This window comes from Streptosporangium sp. NBC_01755 (genome assembly GCF_035917995.1).
Taxonomy (GTDB): Bacteria; Actinomycetota; Actinomycetes; order Streptosporangiales; family Streptosporangiaceae; genus Streptosporangium.
The window spans coordinates 3749489-3767235 of record NZ_CP109131.1; the positions used below are offsets into that span (position 1 = coordinate 3749489).

General features: G+C 68.9%; 21 protein-coding genes and 1 pseudogene. 12 read left to right on the top strand and 10 right to left on the bottom strand.

Features of this window, described 5'->3' with window-relative positions; translation table 11 throughout:
• The first annotated feature begins 32 nt into the window (after positions 1–32).
• A complete protein-coding gene (locus OG884_RS17640; RefSeq protein ID WP_326646444.1) occupies positions 33–1181 on the top strand; it encodes a hypothetical protein in 1149 nt (382 codons plus the stop codon).
• A gap of 249 nt (positions 1182–1430) precedes the next feature.
• Entirely contained in the window at positions 1431–1976 is a 546-nt protein-coding gene (locus OG884_RS17645; RefSeq protein WP_326646445.1) for a COG4315 family predicted lipoprotein, read from the top strand.
• Between the two features lie 217 nt (positions 1977–2193).
• Here the strand turns inward: OG884_RS17645 and OG884_RS17650 are convergent.
• From OG884_RS17650 to OG884_RS17670, 5 genes and pseudogenes are all read right to left on the bottom strand, one after another.
• A pseudogene (locus tag OG884_RS17650) lies at positions 2194–2435 on the bottom strand (family 1 glycosylhydrolase); the annotation flags it as partial.
• A 22-nt stretch (positions 2436–2457) separates the two neighbouring features.
• Complete coding sequence (locus OG884_RS17655) at positions 2458–3087, bottom strand: TetR/AcrR family transcriptional regulator (protein ID WP_326646446.1); 630 nt, start codon at positions 3085–3087, stop codon at positions 2458–2460.
• 99 nt (positions 3088–3186) lie between these two features.
• Positions 3187–3600, bottom strand: coding sequence for a hypothetical protein (locus OG884_RS17660; protein ID WP_326646447.1), 414 nt, complete (start codon positions 3598–3600; stop codon positions 3187–3189).
• 8 nt (positions 3601–3608) lie between these two features.
• The gene (locus OG884_RS17665) at positions 3609–3965 is read right to left on the bottom strand and encodes a histidine kinase dimerization/phosphoacceptor domain-containing protein (protein WP_326646448.1); all 357 of its coding nucleotides are present in this window, start codon (positions 3963–3965) and stop codon (positions 3609–3611) included.
• Complete coding sequence (locus tag OG884_RS17670) at positions 3950–4402, bottom strand: sensor domain-containing protein (RefSeq protein ID WP_326646449.1); 453 nt, start codon at positions 4400–4402, stop codon at positions 3950–3952. Before OG884_RS17670 ends, OG884_RS17665 begins: the two co-directional genes overlap by 16 nt.
• 155 nt (positions 4403–4557) lie before the next feature.
• On the opposite strand from OG884_RS17670, the gene OG884_RS17675 reads away from it, so the two are divergent.
• Complete coding sequence (locus OG884_RS17675) at positions 4558–5520, top strand: asparaginase (protein WP_326646945.1); 963 nt, start codon at positions 4558–4560, stop codon at positions 5518–5520.
• A gap of 272 nt (positions 5521–5792) precedes the next feature.
• Here OG884_RS17675 and OG884_RS17680 read toward each other — a convergent pair whose 3' ends face one another.
• Both OG884_RS17680 and OG884_RS17685 read right to left on the bottom strand, forming a co-directional pair.
• Positions 5793–5939, bottom strand: coding sequence for a hypothetical protein (locus OG884_RS17680; RefSeq protein WP_326646450.1), 147 nt, complete (start codon positions 5937–5939; stop codon positions 5793–5795).
• 72 nt (positions 5940–6011) lie between these two features.
• Positions 6012–6521 (bottom strand): VOC family protein, encoded by a 510-nt coding sequence (locus OG884_RS17685; protein ID WP_326646451.1) that lies wholly within the window; start codon positions 6519–6521, stop codon positions 6012–6014.
• Positions 6522–6593: 72 nt separating this feature from the next.
• Between OG884_RS17685 and OG884_RS17690 the strand changes: the two genes are divergently transcribed.
• On the top strand, positions 6594–7046 hold the full coding sequence (locus tag OG884_RS17690; protein WP_326646452.1) for a MarR family winged helix-turn-helix transcriptional regulator: 453 nt from the start codon (positions 6594–6596) through the stop codon (positions 7044–7046).
• Between the two features lie 441 nt (positions 7047–7487).
• On the opposite strand, the gene OG884_RS17695 is transcribed toward OG884_RS17690, so the two are convergent.
• Positions 7488–7652: a hypothetical protein gene (locus tag OG884_RS17695; RefSeq protein ID WP_326646453.1), complete on the bottom strand. Its 165-nt coding sequence runs from the start codon at positions 7650–7652 to the stop codon at positions 7488–7490.
• A 164-nt stretch (positions 7653–7816) separates the two neighbouring features.
• Here OG884_RS17695 and OG884_RS17700 point away from each other — a divergent pair, with 164 nt between their 5' ends.
• Positions 7817–9127, top strand: a complete 1311-nt coding sequence (locus OG884_RS17700) for an ISAs1 family transposase (protein WP_326638736.1) — start codon at positions 7817–7819, stop codon at positions 9125–9127.
• Between the two features lie 366 nt (positions 9128–9493).
• Complete coding sequence (locus OG884_RS17705) at positions 9494–9688, top strand: DUF5999 family protein (protein ID WP_326646454.1); 195 nt, start codon at positions 9494–9496, stop codon at positions 9686–9688.
• A gap of 262 nt (positions 9689–9950) precedes the next feature.
• Here OG884_RS17705 and OG884_RS17710 read toward each other — a convergent pair whose 3' ends face one another.
• On the bottom strand, positions 9951–11225 hold the full coding sequence (locus tag OG884_RS17710) for a helix-turn-helix domain-containing protein (protein ID WP_326646455.1): 1275 nt from the start codon (positions 11223–11225) through the stop codon (positions 9951–9953).
• Between the two features lie 231 nt (positions 11226–11456).
• On the opposite strand from OG884_RS17710, the gene OG884_RS17715 reads away from it, so the two are divergent.
• The 3 genes from OG884_RS17715 to OG884_RS17725 are packed head-to-tail and all read left to right on the top strand — an operon-like array spanning position 11457 to position 12947.
• Positions 11457–12296: a hypothetical protein gene (locus tag OG884_RS17715; RefSeq protein WP_326646456.1), complete on the top strand. Its 840-nt coding sequence runs from the start codon at positions 11457–11459 to the stop codon at positions 12294–12296.
• Entirely contained in the window at positions 12293–12724 is a 432-nt protein-coding gene (locus OG884_RS17720; protein WP_326646457.1) for a hypothetical protein, read from the top strand. Before OG884_RS17715 ends, OG884_RS17720 begins: the two co-directional genes overlap by 4 nt.
• Entirely contained in the window at positions 12708–12947 is a 240-nt protein-coding gene (locus OG884_RS17725) for a hypothetical protein (protein WP_326646458.1), read from the top strand. The genes OG884_RS17720 and OG884_RS17725 overlap by 17 nt, the downstream gene beginning before the upstream one ends.
• 209 nt (positions 12948–13156) lie before the next feature.
• Here OG884_RS17725 and OG884_RS17730 read toward each other — a convergent pair whose 3' ends face one another.
• Positions 13157–14305 (bottom strand): ROK family transcriptional regulator, encoded by a 1149-nt coding sequence (locus OG884_RS17730; protein ID WP_326646459.1) that lies wholly within the window; start codon positions 14303–14305, stop codon positions 13157–13159.
• 76 nt (positions 14306–14381) lie between these two features.
• Here OG884_RS17730 and xylA point away from each other — a divergent pair, with 76 nt between their 5' ends.
• The 3 genes from xylA to OG884_RS17745 are packed head-to-tail and all read left to right on the top strand — an operon-like array spanning position 14382 to position 17656.
• The gene (gene xylA / locus OG884_RS17735; protein WP_326646460.1) at positions 14382–15533 is read left to right on the top strand and encodes a xylose isomerase; all 1152 of its coding nucleotides are present in this window, start codon (positions 14382–14384) and stop codon (positions 15531–15533) included.
• Positions 15530–16993, top strand: a complete 1464-nt coding sequence (gene xylB / locus OG884_RS17740; protein ID WP_326646461.1) for a xylulokinase — start codon at positions 15530–15532, stop codon at positions 16991–16993. The genes xylA and xylB overlap by 4 nt, the downstream gene beginning before the upstream one ends.
• Positions 16994–16996: 3 nt before the next feature.
• Positions 16997–17656, top strand: coding sequence for a DUF998 domain-containing protein (locus OG884_RS17745; protein WP_326646462.1), 660 nt, complete (start codon positions 16997–16999; stop codon positions 17654–17656).
• The last annotated feature ends 91 nt before the right edge of the window (positions 17657–17747 follow it).

A 17747-nucleotide genomic window follows, 5' to 3' on the forward strand; every position in this document is an offset into this window, starting at 1 on the left:
AGCGGTGCGCCCGGCTTTGGTCGCAAAAGGAGATGGCCAAACGCCTGGCCGATTCGGCTGACGATTGGACCCGCGAACGCCTCCCGACCAGGGAATCGCTGGTGCGCTCGATCAAGGGATGGGAAGCGGGAAAACACCGGCCCGGGGAGCCATATATCACCCTGTACTGCCGGGTATTCGGCTTCAGTGAAGCGGAGCTGTTCAAGGAGAACATCTCCATTAGTCCGGATGCATCAGCGGTGGTGGGCATCGGTGCGCTTGATCCGTTTGCCGCTGATGGCCGACTGGCTGACGCGGACTATGTGATGACGCTCCGGACCACTGGGCAGGCGCTTGTCTCACTGGACACCGTGTACGGGGGAAACGAGATTTTTCCCCTTGCCTTGCGGATCTTCCGGACCGCCAGTGCCAAACTCGCCGCGGGAAGCTTCACGACGGCCGTCGAGCGAGATCTTGAAGCCGCCACCGGAGAGGCCGGAGAGGTCGCCGCGTGGATAGCGTATGACGCCGATCGACAGGATGCCTCACGCCAGATCATTCACGAGGCGATGATGCTCTCGCGCCTCGCGGGAGATCGTGACATGGAACTGTTCGAACTGGCCCACCTCTCGATGCTTTCCCTGGCCCAGCATCGCCCGCACGAGACGCTGCGCATCGCCGACGACGTACTCACCGACAGCGTTCTTCCTCCTCGTGTCAAAGCGATATTCGAGGTACGGCGGGGGCGGGCGCTCGCCGCTCTGGGCGACAGGGCGCGGGGGTTCGACGCGCTTCAGCGGGCACGGTCCGCACTTGCCGAGAGCATCAGCATCCGCGATCCGTACTGGGCGTGGTGGATGGACGAGGCCGAGTTGGCCGGGCATCAAGGGTTGGCGCACGCGGAGTTGGGCGAGTGGGGAAAGGCCGTCGCCCCGCTCATGGACGCCTACGGATCGACCCGGGGGCGTTCTCGCTATAACTTCGGGGCCAGCCTGCTCAATGGCCTTGTGCACGCGCAGGCATGGCAGGAGGCCGAGCCGATCGTCGTGGACGTGATGGCACAGGCGAGCGAAATCGGCTCGGCGCGTACGTCCAACCTGCTGCTCCGCGTCGCCGACCGCATCGAGCGTGCCGGAACGGGTCCGACGTCGACGCTGGCGGACTTGGCCCAGGACATGCGCCGCATGCTGGCCTGGGCCTGACATCCTCCCCGACCCGAAGACGGGGATTCCTGGCTCACGCCGCCCAGTTGAACGACCGCGCCTTGCGGTTGGCGGAGGTGGGCCGGTGTGGTGAGACGGAGGTGGTCGGTGAATCGGTTCGGCCGCTGCCGGGTGGGTGTCGGCGGTGGGCAAAGGCATGGCCAAGCAGTCCGTGTCGTGACTCTGAACCAGTGCCGCGGAGTGTCTGCTGTGCAGCAGCAGTGACACCGCTTACCTGGAGGGTCGGAGATGGGGAAGTTGCTTCATACCGGCGTGCTCGCGCTCGGAGCGTTCGCGGTCGGGGTGCTCGTGGCCGGGTGCGGCGCCGCCGACGATGGGAGCACGACCGAGCCGATGGTCGCGAACCAGGTCAAGGCGTCGCCCACCTCGCCCACCCCCTCCACCTCGTCCTCGCCCCCCACCTCGTCGGCGGCCAGGGCCGAGGTCCGGCTGGGAAAGACGAAGATCGGAGAGGTGCTGGTCGGCGAGGAGGACCACACGCTCTACCTCTTCGAGAAGGACAAGGACGGGAAGTCGTCGTGTTCCGGACCCTGCGCGCAGGCGTGGCCGCCGTACGTCACGGAAGGGAAGCCCAAAGCGGGCAAGGGCGTCAAGGAGAAACTGCTCGGCACCACCAAGCGGGATGACGGCACGACCCAGGTGACCTACAACCGCCACCCGCTCTACTACTTCATCAAGGACACCATGGCCGGCGAGACGAACGGGCAGGACATCGAGGGTTTCGGCGCCGACTGGTACGCGGTCGACGCGGATGGGAAGAAGGCGCACGACTGAGCCGACCGAGCTCGCCCCGCCCGGATCGACGGCGAGCCCCCCGTACGTCACGCGGTCGACGCGGATGGGCAGAAGGCGCACGACCGAGCTCGTCACGCCTGGAGCGCGAAGCGGGGCCCGCCGGACCGACGGCGAGCCCCGCGCGCGCGTCATGAGGCCGATCCCCTACGCCCGATCGGAGAGATTGTTTGTCCAGTGTGCGAGACCCCGAGTGCGTTCTGACGCGGTCGCCGAGCCGGTCGTGCACGACCCGCGTGTAGTCGGCGAAGCGGTAGGCCGTGTCGCGGTTGGTCCACTCGCCGAGGTCCTCCAGCGCCTGGGGAAGATCCCAGTGGTAGAGCGTCATGTACGGCGCGTGTCGGCCGCCAGCAACTCGTCCACCAGCCGGTCGTAGAAGTCGAGTCCGGCGGCGTTGGCGGGTCCGGAGCCCGACGGCTGGATCCGGGGCCAGGCCACCGACAACAGGCGGGGAGTAAGCCCTTCAGCCGTCGCGTGGTGTCAGCATGCGGTCGACCAGCTGGTGGAGATGGGAGAGGAAGCGCTGCTGTGCCTGCGGGTCGGCGGCGAGGGAGTGGTTCGCGTCGGCGACCGCCTCGCCGTGCATGAACCCGTACACGCTCCAGATCAACGTCTGCACCGTCAGCTTCAGGTTCACCCGGTCGTCGATCAGACCGGCCTGAGCGGCGGGGCGCAACGCGTCGCAGATGAGGTCGATGATGGGGTCCTTGTAGGTTTCCTCAAGGTCGGGGATGTCGGCGGCGTCCCCGAGCCAGCGGTGTGCCCACAGCGCGGGGATTCGCGGGTTGGTGAGGAAGAGCTCCAGATAACGTTCCGGGAGCCTGCGCACGACGGCGCGGACCCCCGCGGAGTCGGAGGCGGGGAGCGCGCCGAGCACATCCTCCACGATGCCGCGCTCCATCCGGCTGCTGTGGTCGATGACGGTGAGGTAGAGCTCATACTTGTCGCCGAACCGCTGCTGCAACCACGCCAGGTTCGTCCCCGCGGCCTCCGCGATGTCGTGCAGCGACGTGCCGTCGTAACCGAACGCGGCGAAGAGCCGCATCGCGATGTCGATGACCGCCTGGCTTCGCGGGTCGTCGGAGGGAATCATGAATCCAATTCAAGTCCCGCATGAGGGCGGAGACGGCCACGTACTGGTTTTGATCCGGTCAAACCTATGTGTGCAATGTGCCGCCGGTGAGGGTGCGGGTCACGAGGGAAGGATACGGAGCCTGCCCGCCGCGGTCACGGTGGTGATCCGCCGAGGGGCGGCGGAGTCGCGCCGCACCTGGACGATCGCGTTCCCGTCGTCGGCCCGCACATCGTAATCGTCTTCACCCGGCACCCTGACCTCCACGTTTCCGGCGGTCCGCACCACGGCCCTGACGTCGCCGGGCGGGCTCGCGAACTCCAGGTCGACGTTTCCGATGCCGGTCTCGACATCGGCCCCGGCGGACCTCAGACCGGTGCCGTTCACGTTCCCCACCTCCGTCCGCGTTCGCAGCGCACCTCGCGCGCCGTCCACGACCACGTCGCCCGCGGCGGTCGAGAGGCGCAGGTCGCCCCAGATGCCGTTGACCGACACGGTCCCGAAGCGGCTCGTCACCTCGACGTCGGTGGTCACGGGCAGGCTCAGGGTGTAGTCGGCCCGGCAGTTCGGGCCGCTTGGACGGTCGTCGCTTGGACGGTTGCCGCCTGGATGGTCGCCGCGGTGCTCCACCGTGACCTCGGCGCAGGACAGGCCGAGCGCGACCCCCGCGGCCTTGGTGAGGTGGCGCCCGGTGAGGGCGACCGCGTGGCGAGGCCGGACAGCGCCGCGTCCAGACCCTGGTCGTTGAGCACGGCCGGGTGCAGCCCCCGGACGAAGTCGCGCAGCTCCTTCAGTGCCTGCTTGGCCTCCTCGTGTGCCTGCACGATCACCTCTCGGGCGGGCTCCGGCAGGTCGGTGAGGGTCGCGCGGGCCATGCCCAGGTTCATCGCCAGCGACACCAGCCGCTGCTGGGTGCCGTCGTGCAGGTCCCGTTCGATGCGGCGCCGACGCCGCTGATCAGCGGGGCCAGCAGGTGGTACGAGAGCCGGCGCCAGGTGCTCCGCGTCCTGGCCTCCTGGAGCAGCCGCCTGAAGGGATTCCTGCTCAGGGGACGGTGCGGGACCGAGGGGATGTCGACGTCGAGGAAGGCGGCGAACCGGGACCGCTGCACCCGGGTGAGCAGCCGCACGACCCAGAAGCACAGCAGCAGCGCGACCACCGGGACCACCACGGTCCACACGAACAGCACCGACGCCACGGTCAGCCCCACGATCGCCGCCGCGCCCAGCAGGGCGATCGGCAGGCCCGTCACCAGGTGCGCGGTGCGGAGCCAGGTCCACGCCGACCAGTGGGCGCTGATCCTCGCCCAGGGGGTGGTCGCCTCGATGCCGCTCATGGGACCACCGTAGAGATTGCGGCGACCCGGGCACATGGGCGAGGTATCCTGGAAAAGGTGGGGCAAACCCCACCATCCTCGGTCGGGCCGGGTCTCTCCGCGCTGACGCGCGCTCGGGGGCGACGGTGGTCGGAGGGATCCCGCCCTTGAAGCGTGTGCTGCTGCTGGCGACCGGTGACACCATCGCCCACTCCTACGACGCCGTCCGTCCGGGCGTCGCGTCAGGGGCCGAAGTCCTGAGGGTACTCCCGCCCGGCGCGGTCGCGGCGGACGTGGTGGCCGAGGACGTGATGGCGGAACCCAGCTGGGACATGTCCCCCTCGACCATGCTGGAACTGGCCCGCAGGGCGCGTTCGGCCATCCTGGAACGCGGCTTCGACGGGGTCGTGATCACTCACGGCACCGACGTGCTGGAGGAGACCGCCTACCTCGTGGACCTGCTCGCGGGCCGGGCGGCCGAGCAGGGCGCCATCGTGCTGACCGGTGCCGTCCGCTCCCTGGACGAGCTCTCCCCCGACGGCCCGCGCAATCTCGCCTCCTCCCTCGTGGCCGCCGCCGACGGCGCGTTGCGGGGCGCCGGGGCCGTCGTGTGCGTCAACGACGAGATCCACGCGGCCCGCTGGGTCACCAAGGTCGACGCCACCAGCATCGCGGCGTTCTCGTCGGCGCCCTTCCCCGTGCTGGGCCGGGTGGTCGGCGGCCGGGTCGAGACGCTGTCCGCCCCGCCGCACCGGCCGCCCGCGTTCGGCGGGGATCCGGCGTCGGACGTCGCGCTGATCAAGACCTATCCGGGGATCGACCCCGTGCTGCTCACCGCCGTGGTGGACGCCGGAGCGCAGGGCGTCGTGCTGGAGGGGACCGGGCTGGGCAACGTGCCGGTCGGGCTCTTCACGACGATCGCCGAGCTGACGGAGTGGGGGATCCCGGTGGTCGTCGCGTCGAGGTGCCGTACCGGTGCGGTCCCGCTTGAGGAGATGCGCCTCGGTACGGGGCTCGCCGCCGGCGTCGGGGCGATCGGAGCCCGCGGCCTGGCCCCCTCGAAGGCGCGGTGCGCGCTGATGGTCGCCCTCGGGACCGGCGGGATCGACGCCGTACGCGACTGGTTCGGCAGGCTCTGACACCCGCGAGGGAATTTACAGCCGGGTGAAAATCGTAAAAAGGGGGAGTATCCCCGAGCTGGGCGGGCAGGTCGGGGGAGTCCGTGATCCGGCGGAGGGCTGGGGAGGCCTCCGCCGGATCACCCCCTTCTCTCCATGCCACCCCAGGTCTTCTCCCCGTGCCACCCCAGGTGCGCGATCGGCGTGTGAATCAGGCGGGGGGGGGCCTTCGCGTCGGTCGCGCCGGAGCCAGGAGATGAGACCGTGACGGTACGGTAGGGGAAGGAAGGCCGTCAGAGCCCGTAGAGGATGAACCTGAGCTCGGAGTCGAGGTCCGTCGGGAGGTCGGGCGCGCCCCCGGCGGGGTGGCTGGTCGTCATCTGTTCGACGGCGATTCGCTCAGGAAGGTCTTGCCACTTCTTTGACGCTTTCCGCTCCACAGCGCCTCCTGGTCATCTTTTTTCCAGGGTACGTTCTCCGGAGCCGCGCGGACGGAGATGTCCGTTCGACGATCAGACGGGGATCGAGACGCCGAGGCCGCCGCGGGTGTCGGCGCCGTAGCGCTCCTTCTCCCTGGCGATGTCGAGAGGCTTGATACCGGCGCGCCCGCTCAGTGTCTCCTCGGTGAGGAGGTCGGCGGGGACCAGCCAGGAGACCTCGAACTCCAGCTCGTCGGGGTCCTTGGCGTACAGGGCCTTGGTGGTGGAGTGGTCGGAGGCGCCGACGAGGGCGTTGAGCTCGCCGAGTTTGCCGGCGATCCGCTCCAGCTCCCGCAGCGTGTCGACCTCCCAGGCCAGATGGTAGAGGCCGACGGTCGAGCGCCCGGCTCCCGAGGGGCCCGCCTGCGCGCCGATCTCGAAGAGGCCGAGGTCGTGGTCGTTGCTGGACCCCGAGGCCTGCAGGAACGCGGCGCCCGGCATGCCCATGACCACCTTGAAGCCGAGCGTCTCCTGATAGAAGGCGACGCTGCGCTTGACGTCGCGCACGAAGAGAACGGCGTGGTTGAGCCGCTGGACCGGCATGGTTCCTCCCAAAAACTTGAACTCTCAAGTAGATTACTCCCACTTTGTTGAGAGTTCAAGTAAGCTTGCGCCGTGACGCGATGGCTGGACGATGACGAGCAGCACACCTGGCGTGCGTTCATGGCCGCCTCGCAGCTCGTCCAGGAGGAGCTTGACCGGCAGCTGCAGCGCGACTCCGGCATGCCGCACGCCTACTACGCCATGCTGGTGAAACTCTCCGAGGCACCCGGCCGGATGATGCGGATGAGCGAGCTGGCCATGGAGCTCAACTCCTCGCAGAGCCGCCTGTCGCACGCGATGAAGCGGCTGGAGGAACGCGGCTGGGCGCGGCGCGAGCCGTGCGCCGCCGACAAGCGCGTGAGCTGGGCGATCCTCACCGACCAGGGCCTCGCGGCCCTCACCGCCGCCGCCCCCGGCCACGTCGAGGCCGTACGCCAAACCCTCTTCGACCGCCTGACCCCCGACCAGCTCCGTCAACTACGAGAGATCTGCGCCGCGATCCTCCCCACCTCGAACCCCTCGTGACCAAACCTCGCGGGGACGCGTCCACAGCCCTCGTCGTTCGCCGCGTCGGACCATGATTTCCTGTCCCGTCTTGTTCTCGTCACACAGGCATGATCACGAGCGGCTGCTCTCGCTGTGCCTCTATCCGATCACAAGATCGCATCGACCTGCCGCGCATCAGACCTGGTCAAACCCTGAATGGCAGCTGCCGTACCAGGGCGGCGTCGGAAATCAGCCGGTCGTCTGAGGGAGGGAAGATCGCGCAGGCCAGGGTGAAACCTAAGCGCGAGGCTAACGGCATGATGTCACGGATCAGCTTCAATAGTTCGGTGTTTCTTTGGTCGCGTGGAGACTGCGGCCGGCCAACCCAGTCTTTGTAACCCGATCTGGAAATGTTCAACACCCGGCAGGCCACCGCGACAGGAAAGTCATCATCGGCGAGTTCACGGACCAGCGCGTACCCTATTTTGGGAGCACGTTCTCCCGGGCGAAATACGCAGCAGCCCGCTTGAGGATCTCATTCTCCAGCTCAAGCTGCCGGGTTCGACGCCGCAGATCGGAGAGTTCCTTCTTCTCCGCGCTGGTCAGCTTCGCGCCGCCGTTGTCATCGGTGTCGGCCTGGCGCATCCAACTCCGCAGACAGGAATCGCTGATACCCAGGGCCCCGGCGTTCCCGGGTTCTGATGCGGTATGCCGACGTTGAGCGTTTGGCCAGGTGGAACGCGAAAGAGCGCGACTTCTGCTGATCTTTCGGGTGTCGAAATCCGGAGATCATCGCAGGAGTCGCGCTCGTGTCCCCATCTTCTCTGACCAGTTCCCCGCATGTCTCGTGTCTTGACCAGCTCGCCGACTTGGCATTGTGGGAGTCCGAACTGGCACCCGATCCGGTCGTGGTGGAATCGGCGTTGATGCGCCGGTTGGCGACGGTTCCCGATCGGCGGTCTGCTTGCGGTCTGCGCCATCCGCTGGTGGCCATCTTGACGTTGGCCGCGTGCGCGACCCTGGTCGTCGGCGGCGACAGCGTCGCGGCGATCTGGCAGTGGGCCGCCCGAAGCCCGCAAGCGGCGCTGGAGCGGCTGGGCGCCTACCGTGATCTGTTCACCGGGTTGTTCCTCGTGCCCAGTGAGCGTACCTTCCGCCGTGTTCTGGCGGAGCTGGACGCCGATGCGCTGGACGCCGCGATCAGCGGCTATGTCGCCGAGGTGATACGGCAGGAGGCTCTGACGCCACAACTGCCCGACACTCCCGGCCCCGCCGAACGGGAACAGCGCCGCGCGGCACGACGCCGGCTCAGCCATCCCGCCCCGGCCGGGCTGCTGCCCGCAGCGGCGCTGGACGGCAAGGCCCTGCGCGGGGCACGCACCAGCGAAGACGGGAGGGTCTTCCTGGTCGGCGCGATCAGCCACGAGCACGGCGTGATCCTGGGCCAGTGTCAGGTCGCCGGCAAGAAAGGCGAGGGTCCCGCCGCCCGCGCGATGCTGCCCCACCTGCGGGTGGCCGGGATGGTCTTGACCTTGGACGCCCTGCACACCACCAAGACCACCGCCCGTCTGATCACCCAGCTGGGCGGCCACTACGTCCTCATCCTCAAGGGCAATCAACCGCTGGCACGCGCCGCCGCGCACGCGCTGTTGTCCGGGCCGGATGCCGACTGGACGCAAACCACCGCGGTCGATGACGATCACGGGCACGGCCGCAGGGAACGCCGCACCATCCGCACCGCCTCTGCCGATGACGGCCTCTTCCCCGGCGCCCGGCAAGCCTTCCGGCTCCGCCGCGACGTCGGCGAATTGGATGGCGCCTGGACCAGCAAGGAGATCGTGTTCGGCATCACCAGCCTGCCCGTTGAATTGGCAGGCCCCGCGCACCTCAACCACTACGAAAGGGCGCACTGGGGGGTGGAAAACCGGCTGAATTGGGTCAGGGACGTCACATTCGCGGAGGATCATTCCCAGGTCAGGACGGGTACCGCACCCAGAACCCTAGCCAGCCTCCGGAATCTGGCGATCAGCACCATCCGTCTGGCCGGCCGGGCCAACATCGCCCACGCTCGCCGCGATCTCCTCGACCACGATGCCGCATTCGCCGTCTACAACATCTGATCAACAGGACGGACTTGGACATAACAATTCAACGCCGGGGCCCTGGGAGGACCCCGAGACCGCGCCAAATCCTGCGGGGCCGTGTCCGCACTCCTCCGAGGGCCACCGATAAACACACCCGGCGGACCCCGGATCTATTCGGGCAGGTTCGGCACGTTGCCGGCGCATTGCAGTTAGCGGGTATGCCGGGAGTGTCGTTGGCATGGGGCCAGAACGGGTGCTGCCGGCGCAGACAACGGGCGGCGGGCGCGGCATCGTAGGGAGTGAAAGCAGCTCACCGGACCGGAACGCCGACGATGACCGTCAACCCGGAAGTGGTGGCTCTCGAAGACTCTCCCACGATCGTCAAGGATCGAGGTAATGGTCATGTGTCAGCACAAGCCACCGTGTCCGTCCGCAAACGCCTCTGATCACGACGCGGCCCGTCTTGTGGCGTTCCACCCGGAACAGGGATGGGGACTGCTCTGCAACGGTGTGGTGGTGTTCGACGACACCGGCGAGCTTCTGCCCGATGGGCGCAGCATCCCCGCTCACAGGGAGTTCTATGTGCAGGCGGCCTGAACTCGCGTGCTGCCGGGGTCCTGCGGCGGAGTATGCGGCGCCCGTCCGGTACGCTTCCCCGGGCCGGCCAGGGAACGGCTGTCCGGGGGGATGGCGCCGACTACGTTCGGCGCCGTGGCCGGCGGCGGTCACATCCAGTTCCCTGCCGGACGAGGTGCCTGCCCGAGCGGTCGCGCGGCGAGGGATTTCCTTAGTCGATGCGGGGGAGCGGCGCCCGCTGATCAGACGTTGATCGGCGGGGTGTTGAGTGCGATGGCGGGGGTCATGTCGATCGATCGCCTGCCGTCAGCGCGTGTAGTTCGCGGGCAGCGGGCAGAGTTCGAGCTCCCTCGGGCAGTGCGGTCACGATCTCTCGTACGATTTTGCGCCGGGCGGCTGTGACGGGAAGAGATGCCGTGATGTCGAGAGCATGACCGAGCCCTTCGGTCACATCTCGATCTTGGACCAGTCCCCATGCCTGGAGGAGGCCGATGTTGGCCCTTCCTCCGGCCTTCTCGCGCGGGCACGCTGCGAGAGCCTGCTCCAGCATGGGCATTGCCGCCTTGCTGTCCCCCAGCATGGTGAGTACGAAAGCCTCGGCGTACTGGACCCCTTCCGGAGGCATGCCCCACACAGAGATGCGGTCGCTGGTCACGAGGGCGGGAAGACCCTCGTAGACATCCCTGAAATCGTTGAGGACCTCGTGGGCGAGGTCTGTCCGTGCGTCTGTGGCGAGGACGCGGCTACGGGTTTTCAGCGCCTCCGCCAAGCCAAGGCGCGGGCGGCCATCGGCAAGATGTACGGCCTCCTCGATCAGGGTGTCCGTAGCGGGTCCAAGGCGACGCAGATAGAACGATTGGGAGGCTTCGCCGGCACGGACCCAGACACGCAGATCGAGGTCACCTGAGGCGTCGGCGGCCAAGCGAGCCGCACGCCATGAACGCCAGCACGCGCGAGGGCTGGAGCTTTCAGCCAGGTCGAGTGCCATGAACGCTGCCAAGTGAGCGTAGACGCGCAGCAACGTGGCCCGTTCTGTCAGGGGCTGGGAGTACGTCAAGGCTTGGTCCAGGTCGCGGATGTCACCCGCCAGGTCGGCGATCCTGGAACCCGACGGTTCGGTCCACACGCCCTGTGCGTAATCCCACGCGACCTGCTCCCAGTCGTTCACGCTGTTCTCGGCCGCCTGACCCGTGATCCGCCCCAGGCCCGCGTGCAGAGCATCTACGGCGGAAGCGGGGATACCGGCCCCGGCACCCATCATCGTCAAGAGCTGGAGAAGAGTACGACGCTCCACATCATCCTCATTACGCACTGAGGGCTTTGTATCGAGCTTACTTCCTCGGAACCGGTCAATTTCCACAATGAGAGCGTGGAGCGCCACAAGCTGCCCATTGGCCCCTAATGCCATATCAATCGCCCGGACGCTGGCGGCATCCGGGCGTGATGCGGCCCGTTCCCACGCAGAGATCATCGTGTGGTCCACGTGGACAATTTCGGCGAGATCGCGCTGTGATAAGTGGGCATTGTCCCGCCATTGGCGCATGGTGGCGCCGAGCAAGTGCCATGGGGAATCGGCTGGATTAACCGGTTGGGGCGTACGCGGCATGCCGTACTCCAAGGTTGGGGGACGTTGGGGGATATACGTCCTCCCCCTACGAACCTCTTGGATATCTCGTTTGGTCGATCCCACTATTACATCGACGTGGCAACGAGCCCCGTGAAATGGCGGACCCGCCACCGGTAGCCGACACCGGGACGGGTCCTTGATCAGGAATGGAGTCCTGACCCGATGCATAACCCTAATGCTCTGGTTCTCGACCGGGCCATGGCAAGCGGTTGCGACTGTTTCGCTGAGAGCCCGCCGCTGCCGATGGGGTGCGCCGTCTGCGGGCACGCGCCGTACGCGCACGGCTGCCCCGGCCAGGCCGCTGACCACGAGTACGCGCAACCATCCGGTGAACTGATGGCCGAGCGCCTGCACGTGCGCCGCCGGCTCGGCCTGGGCCGGACCCTGCCGATCTTCCATCCCGCCCACGAGGTCACCGCGTACTCCGCTGCGGTCGTGCCCGCCCCCCGCCAGGCCGAGCCCGAGACAACGCCGACCCGTACCCGGTCCGCCGGATGTACGGACGCACGCCGCCCGGCGCTGTCCGGCACCGGCCGCCCGTACCGGCCGGTCGAGCCCCGCGAGGAACGCACGGCCCGCCTGGCACTCGCCCACGATCCACTCACCCGGCGCCGAGCCCTGCTCGCGGCCCGCACCCCCGAACACCCATCCCAGAACATAGGCCGTCCGACGGGACACCCACACCCCGCAGAGCTGCCCGACCAGCCGCCGCTCACGGGGCCGCCGGACATCACCCTCAACCCTCGCAAGCACCTCACGACCACGATCCAGCGAACGCTTGCCGTACCGCCAGACACCAACCCCGACCCTCGCAAGCACGTCATGACCTTGGTTCAGCGGATGCTCACCGTGCTACCGGACATCAGCCCTGGCACCGAAGACCAACGCCCGGCCTACCAGGCTCCCCGGCCGGGGTTCGCCGTCGCTTCTGGCCGGGGCCGCTCACCGGACACCTCCTCGTCCTGGCGGCAGCACCCGCACCGGCAGGAGATCGCGGCATGAACACGACCCCCGAGCGAGACGGCACCCTGGCGTGCGGATGCGAGTGCAGGTGCGGCGACGAATCCGCTTTCCCGACGACCACCGCGCCGCCGACCGCAGTGGGGTACGCCCAGGACCTGGCCGCCGTACTGGCCGAGGTTCACCACATCCACGCGGATGTTCACCAGCTCGTCTCCGGCAACGCCCTCGTGTCCCTGCACCATGGACTGCTGGCCTACACCGACGGCGAAAGCTTCTGGTGGACCAGCCCCGAACTCAACCACGCCGGCAGCCCACTCCTCAGCTCCACGCCGACACTCCTCGCCGCCGCCGGGCAACTCGCCGAACACCACGCCATCCTGAGCGCGCGGGAGGCCACCGACGTGGTGCGCAACGGGCTGCCCCTGCTCGCCGACGTGATCGAGGCAGAGCATGTTGACCCTCGCTGACCTCGAAGCGGCCCGAGCCGCCCAGCAGGTCCAACAGCACGCGCCTACCTGGCTGGTCATGTGGAGCCTGCGACACCGCCGGTTCGAGGCCTGGCAGTGCACCGACCCGCAGGAATGCCGCATCGTCCACGCGACCAGCGCCGCTGAGCTGTGGGATCTCATGGAGCAGGCGTCGCACGCCGCATCGCCGGACGACTCGGAAAGCACTACACCGAACCGATGACCCCTCCCTGGGCGGCGCGGTGGTACGGCGAGCCCTCAGCTTTTGCCGGTGGGGACGACCCGTGAGGCCGCGCCGGCGACTGGACTGAGGAGAGCGGGGTTGTGAGGCCGCGCCGGCGACTCGTGAGGAACGAGCGGCCCCGGTCGACGAGGGAAGGAGCCGGGTTTGAGCGGCCTCACCGCGACGCGCAGCGTCGCATTGGATACGCATTAGATACGCGCCAGCGTCGCAATGGGAGCATTGATGACCTGGTGGATGACCTGTCCGGCGGCGCCCAGGGTCGCGGCGTCGCCGCCGAGCCGTGAGACGGACAACTCGGGGACCGCCTGGCGCATCGCGCCCAGCCGGGCGGTCATCGTCCGGTGCGCCGGATCCCGGATCCACGGGAAGAGCGGGGCGAAGATGCCGCCCAGCACGATCATGCCGGGATCCATCAGGTTCACCGCCGAGGTGAGGGCGATGCCGAGTGCCTGCCCGGCACGCTCGCACGCTTCCAGCGCGTCCGGCTCGCCCGCGCGCAGGCTCTTCAGCAGCTCGGGGATGCCGGTCAGGCCGCAGGCCCGGAGCAGGGCCTCCTGTCCGGCGTACTGTTCCAGGCAGCCCCGGCCGCCGCAGCGGCAGGCCGGCCCGTCCGGGTGGACGACCACGTGTCCCAGCTCCCCGGCGAGGCCGCGGGCGCCGCGGAACAGGGTGCCGTCCACCACCAGGCCCGCGCCGATGCCGATCTCCCCCGACACGTGCAGGAAGTCGCCGGGGGCCGATCCGAACCAGAGCTCGCCCAGGGCCGCGAGGTTGGCCTCGTTGTCCACCTCGACGGGGAAGTCCAGCAGGTCGGAGACGCGGACGTCGTGCCAGCCGAGGTTGGGGGCGGTGTGCACGAGTCCCCCGTCCACGGGGCCGGGCACCGCGAGGGTCGTTCCGGCGATGTAAAGGCTATCCCGGCGGGCTTCGTCCACAGCCCTGCGGGCAAGTTTTGCCAGGTTGGAAAGGGTTTCCACAGGGGAGGCCGCGTGGTTGTCCACAGCCTGTGCATATCGGAGCCGCACCGCGAGAGTGAGGTCGACCACGCAGGCGGACAGGTGGTCGACGTTGATCTCCAGGCCGAGCGCGGCGACCCGCCGCCCGCTGAGTACGACCGCCGTGCCCGGCCGTCCCCGCTCGCCGTCCCGCAGCGCGCCGGACTCGGTGACCATGCCCGCCTTGATCAGGTCGCCGACCATCTTCGACACCGTCGTCTTCGTCAGCCCGGTGATCTCGGCCAGCGCCGCCCGGGTGACCGGGCCGTTCCTGCGGATCTCACCGAGGATCACGCCGAGGTTGCGGGCACGCATCGAGTCGTGGCGTACGGCCTGTGTCATGAAACATCCACCTCTTGACGATCTCACCACTCCGATCCATATTAAGTCCATAAAGTGGATTAAATCGGAGGAACGGATGAGCGCCTACACCCCCAAGCCCGAAGATCGCTTCACCTTCGGGCTCTGGACCGTCGGCTGGCAGGCCCGTGACCCCTTCGGGGACGCGTCGCGGGCCCCGCTGGACCCGGTGGAGAGCGTTCATCGGCTCGCCGAGCTCGGCGCGTACGGCGTCACCTTCCACGACGACGACCTGCTCGCCGTCGAGCCCGACAGGGACAAGGCCATCGCGAACTTCAAGAGGGCGCTGGCCGAGACCGGGCTCAAGGTCCCGATGGCCACCACCAACCTGTTCACCCACCCGGTTTTCAAGGACGGCGCGTTCACCAGCAACGACCGTGAGGTCCGCCGCCACGCGCTGCGCAAGGTCATCCGCAACATCGACCTGGCCGCCGAGCTCGGCGCGACCACCTACGTCTGCTGGGGTGGGCGCGAGGGCTCCGAGTCAGGGGCCGCCAAGGACATCAGGGCCGCGCTCAGCCGCTACAAGGAGGGCATGGACCTGCTCACCTCGTACGTGATCGAGAAGGGCTACGACATCAGGTTCGCCATCGAGCCCAAGCCGAACGAGCCGCGCGGTGACATCCTGCTCCCGACCATCGGCCACGCGCTCGCGTTCATCAACGAGCTCGAACACCCCGACCGCGTCGGACTCAACCCCGAGGTGGGCCACGAGGAGATGGCCGGGCTCAACTTCGCGCACGGCATCGCGCAGGCCCTCTGGCACGGCAAGCTCTTCCACATCGACCTGAACGGCCAGCACGGCCCCCGCTACGACCAGGACCTGATCTTCGGCCACGGCGATGTGAAGAACGCCTTCTTCCTGGTCGACCTGCTGGAGAACGGCGGCTACCAGGGACCCCGGCACTTCGACTACAAGCCGCTGCGTACCGAGGACTCCGAGGACGTCTGGGCCTCCGCCGCGGCCAACATGCGCACGTACCTGATCCTGAAGGAGAAGGCAAGGGCCTTCCGCGCGGATCCCGAGGTCATCGAGGCGCTCGCCGCGAGCAGGGTCGCCGAGCTCTCCGAGCCCACGCTGGCCCCGGGCGAGACGATCGCGGACCTGGACCGCGACGACTTCGACCTCGAAGCGGCGGCCGCGCGCGGATTCCACTTCACGCGCCTGAACCAGCTCGCCATGGACCACCTCCTCGGGGTCCGCGGATGACGCTCGTGGCCGGGGTCGACTCGTCGACCCAGAGCTGCAAGGTGGTGATCAGGGACGCCCGCACGGGCGCCCTGGTCCGTCAGGGGCGCGCGCCCCACCCGGAGGGCACCGAGGTCGACCCCGCCTCCTGGTGGGAGGCGCTCCAGGAGGCGCTCGCCCGGGCGGGTGGGCTGGACGGCGTCGAGGCGATGAGCATCGGCGCGCAGCAGCACGGCATGGTCTGCCTGGACTCCTCCGGCGACGTCGTCAGGAAGGCGCTGCTGTGGAACGACACCCGCTCCGCCGGGGCGGCGGCCGACCTGGTGAGGGAGCTGGGCGGCCCCGAGCGCTGGGCCGAGGCGGTCGGCAGCGTGCCGGTGGCGTCGTTCACGGTGACCAAGCTCCGCTGGCTGGCGGAGCACGAGCCGGACTCCGCCCGTCGTACGGCGAGGGTGTGCCTGCCACACGACTGGCTCACCTGGCGGCTTGGTGGGGAGTTCGTCACGGACAGGGGTGACGCCTCGGGCACCGGATACTGGTCGCCCGCGACCGGGGCCTACCGGACCGACCTGCTGCGGACGGCCTTCGGCGCTCTCCCCGAACTCCCCGCGGTGCTGGGGCCCCGTGACGGCGCGGGAGAGGTCAGGGTGTCCGGAACCGGGGCGGTGCGGCTCGCGCCGGGGACGGGCGACAACATGGCGGCGGCCCTCGGAGTCGGAGCCCTGCCGGGGGACGTGGTGGTGTCGATCGGGACGTCGGGGACGGCCTTCGCGGTCGCCGACAGCCCGAGCGCGGACCCGAGCGGCGCCGTGGCCGGGTTCGCGGACGCCACCGGGCGGTTCCTGCCGCTGGTGGCCACGCTCAACGCGGCCAGGGTGCTCGACGCCACCGCGCGGATGCTCGGGGTCGGTCTCGACGAGCTCGACCGGCTGGCCCTGGAGGCACCCTCGGGGGCCGGCGGCCTTGTCCACGTCCCGTATCTGGAAGGCGAGCGCACGCCGAACCTGCCCTCGGCCACGGGTTCGCTGCACGGGCTGACGCTGGGCACCTCCACCCCGGCCCACCTGGCCAGGGCGGCGGTGGAGGGCCTGCTCTGCCACCTCGCCGACGCCTTCGACGCCCTCGGGCTCGACCCGGCCAGGGTGCTGCTCATCGGAGGCGGCGCCAGGTCGGAGGCCGTACGGCGGATCGCCCCCGCGGTCTTCGGGCGGCCCGTGCTCGTTCCCGAGCAGGGGGAGTACGTCGCGGACGGGGCGGCGAGGCAGGCCGCCTGGCTGCTCGGCGGCGACGAGCCCCCGGCCTGGGAGGCGGGCAGGGCCGAGCGGTACGAGGCCGATCCCGCGCCCGGGATCAGGGCCCGCTACGCCGAGGTCCGCGGGCCCGTCTCGGGCCCCTCTCGGTCCGCTCGTCTCAGGGACGGCTCAGGGTTGGATCAGGGATGCCGCCGGATGCCTGAGATCCCCTCCGGGGAGCAGGCTTGATCCATGCTCGCGTCGAAGAGGCTCTACCCCCTGATCGCATGCGCCGGGATCGTGACGGCCGCCGCGGCCGCCCTGGCCGCCGTCGTGGGGCAGCCTGACCCGGTCTCGTACCCGGACCCGCTCGATCTGACGATCAGTGAGTACGTCGCGCTGGACCGCAGCGGGATCACCGGGTTCGTCATGGCGTCGCTGGGGGTCGCCTCCCTCGCGCTGGTCGCCGGGCTGCGTGCGACGGGGGCGCCGATGGGTGTCCTGGCCGAGCGGCTGATGTGGGTGTGGGGCGCCGGGCTCATCGTCCTCGGGGTGTTGCCCGCGGTCCTTCCCGGCACGGGCACGGACCTGGTCGGCCAGACCTACCGTTACGTGTCGATCGCCGTGTTCGTGGCGATACCCGCGGCGGGTGGCCTGCTGGTGGCGCGGTTCAGGGAGGACGAGCGGTGGCGGCCGGTGGCCGGGACCGTGGAGTGGCTGGCGCTGGCCGGAGGTTTCGGCCTGCTGGTGATCACCTACGTGGCGCTTCCCGGGCACGGGGTGCTCGCCGGTCTCGCCGAGCGGATCCTGCTCGGCGCCGAGGTCGCGCTGGTCGGTGTGCTGGCCGCCCGGCTCGCGCGACTTACCTGGGCGCGGAGCGCCGCTCCCGCATCACGCGCCGCTCTGGGCTGACTTGTCACTTCTCATGACTATTTCATGACATGTCACAAATAGGCTACAAATGGCAGGAGTAGCCAGTGCTATTCTCGTCGGCGATCTAGAG

Excerpts from the sequence above, each read along its gene's own strand:
- OG884_RS17640 (WP_326646444.1), top strand. The coding sequence starts at position 33 with ATGGCCAAACGCCTGGCCGATTCGGCTGACGATTGGACCCGCGAACGC.
- OG884_RS17645 (WP_326646445.1), top strand. The coding sequence starts at position 1,431 with ATGGGGAAGTTGCTTCATACCGGCGTGCTCGCGCTCGGAGCGTTCGCG.
- OG884_RS17655 (WP_326646446.1), bottom strand. The coding sequence starts at position 3,087 with ATGATTCCCTCCGACGACCCGCGAAGCCAGGCGGTCATCGACATCGCG.
- OG884_RS17670 (WP_326646449.1), bottom strand. The coding sequence starts at position 4,402 with ATGAGCGGCATCGAGGCGACCACCCCCTGGGCGAGGATCAGCGCCCAC.
- OG884_RS17685 (WP_326646451.1), bottom strand. The coding sequence starts at position 6,521 with ATGCCGGTCCAGCGGCTCAACCACGCCGTTCTCTTCGTGCGCGACGTC.
- OG884_RS17695 (WP_326646453.1), bottom strand. The coding sequence starts at position 7,652 with ATGCGCCAGGCCGACACCGATGACAACGGCGGCGCGAAGCTGACCAGC.
- OG884_RS17705 (WP_326646454.1), top strand. The coding sequence starts at position 9,494 with ATGTGTCAGCACAAGCCACCGTGTCCGTCCGCAAACGCCTCTGATCAC.
- OG884_RS17715 (WP_326646456.1), top strand. The coding sequence starts at position 11,457 with ATGCATAACCCTAATGCTCTGGTTCTCGACCGGGCCATGGCAAGCGGT.
- OG884_RS17720 (WP_326646457.1), top strand. The coding sequence starts at position 12,293 with ATGAACACGACCCCCGAGCGAGACGGCACCCTGGCGTGCGGATGCGAG.
- OG884_RS17725 (WP_326646458.1), top strand. The coding sequence starts at position 12,708 with ATGTTGACCCTCGCTGACCTCGAAGCGGCCCGAGCCGCCCAGCAGGTC.
- OG884_RS17730 (WP_326646459.1), bottom strand. The coding sequence starts at position 14,305 with ATGACACAGGCCGTACGCCACGACTCGATGCGTGCCCGCAACCTCGGC.
- xylA (WP_326646460.1), top strand. The coding sequence starts at position 14,382 with ATGAGCGCCTACACCCCCAAGCCCGAAGATCGCTTCACCTTCGGGCTC.
- xylB (WP_326646461.1), top strand. The coding sequence starts at position 15,530 with ATGACGCTCGTGGCCGGGGTCGACTCGTCGACCCAGAGCTGCAAGGTG.
- OG884_RS17745 (WP_326646462.1), top strand. The coding sequence starts at position 16,997 with ATGCTCGCGTCGAAGAGGCTCTACCCCCTGATCGCATGCGCCGGGATC.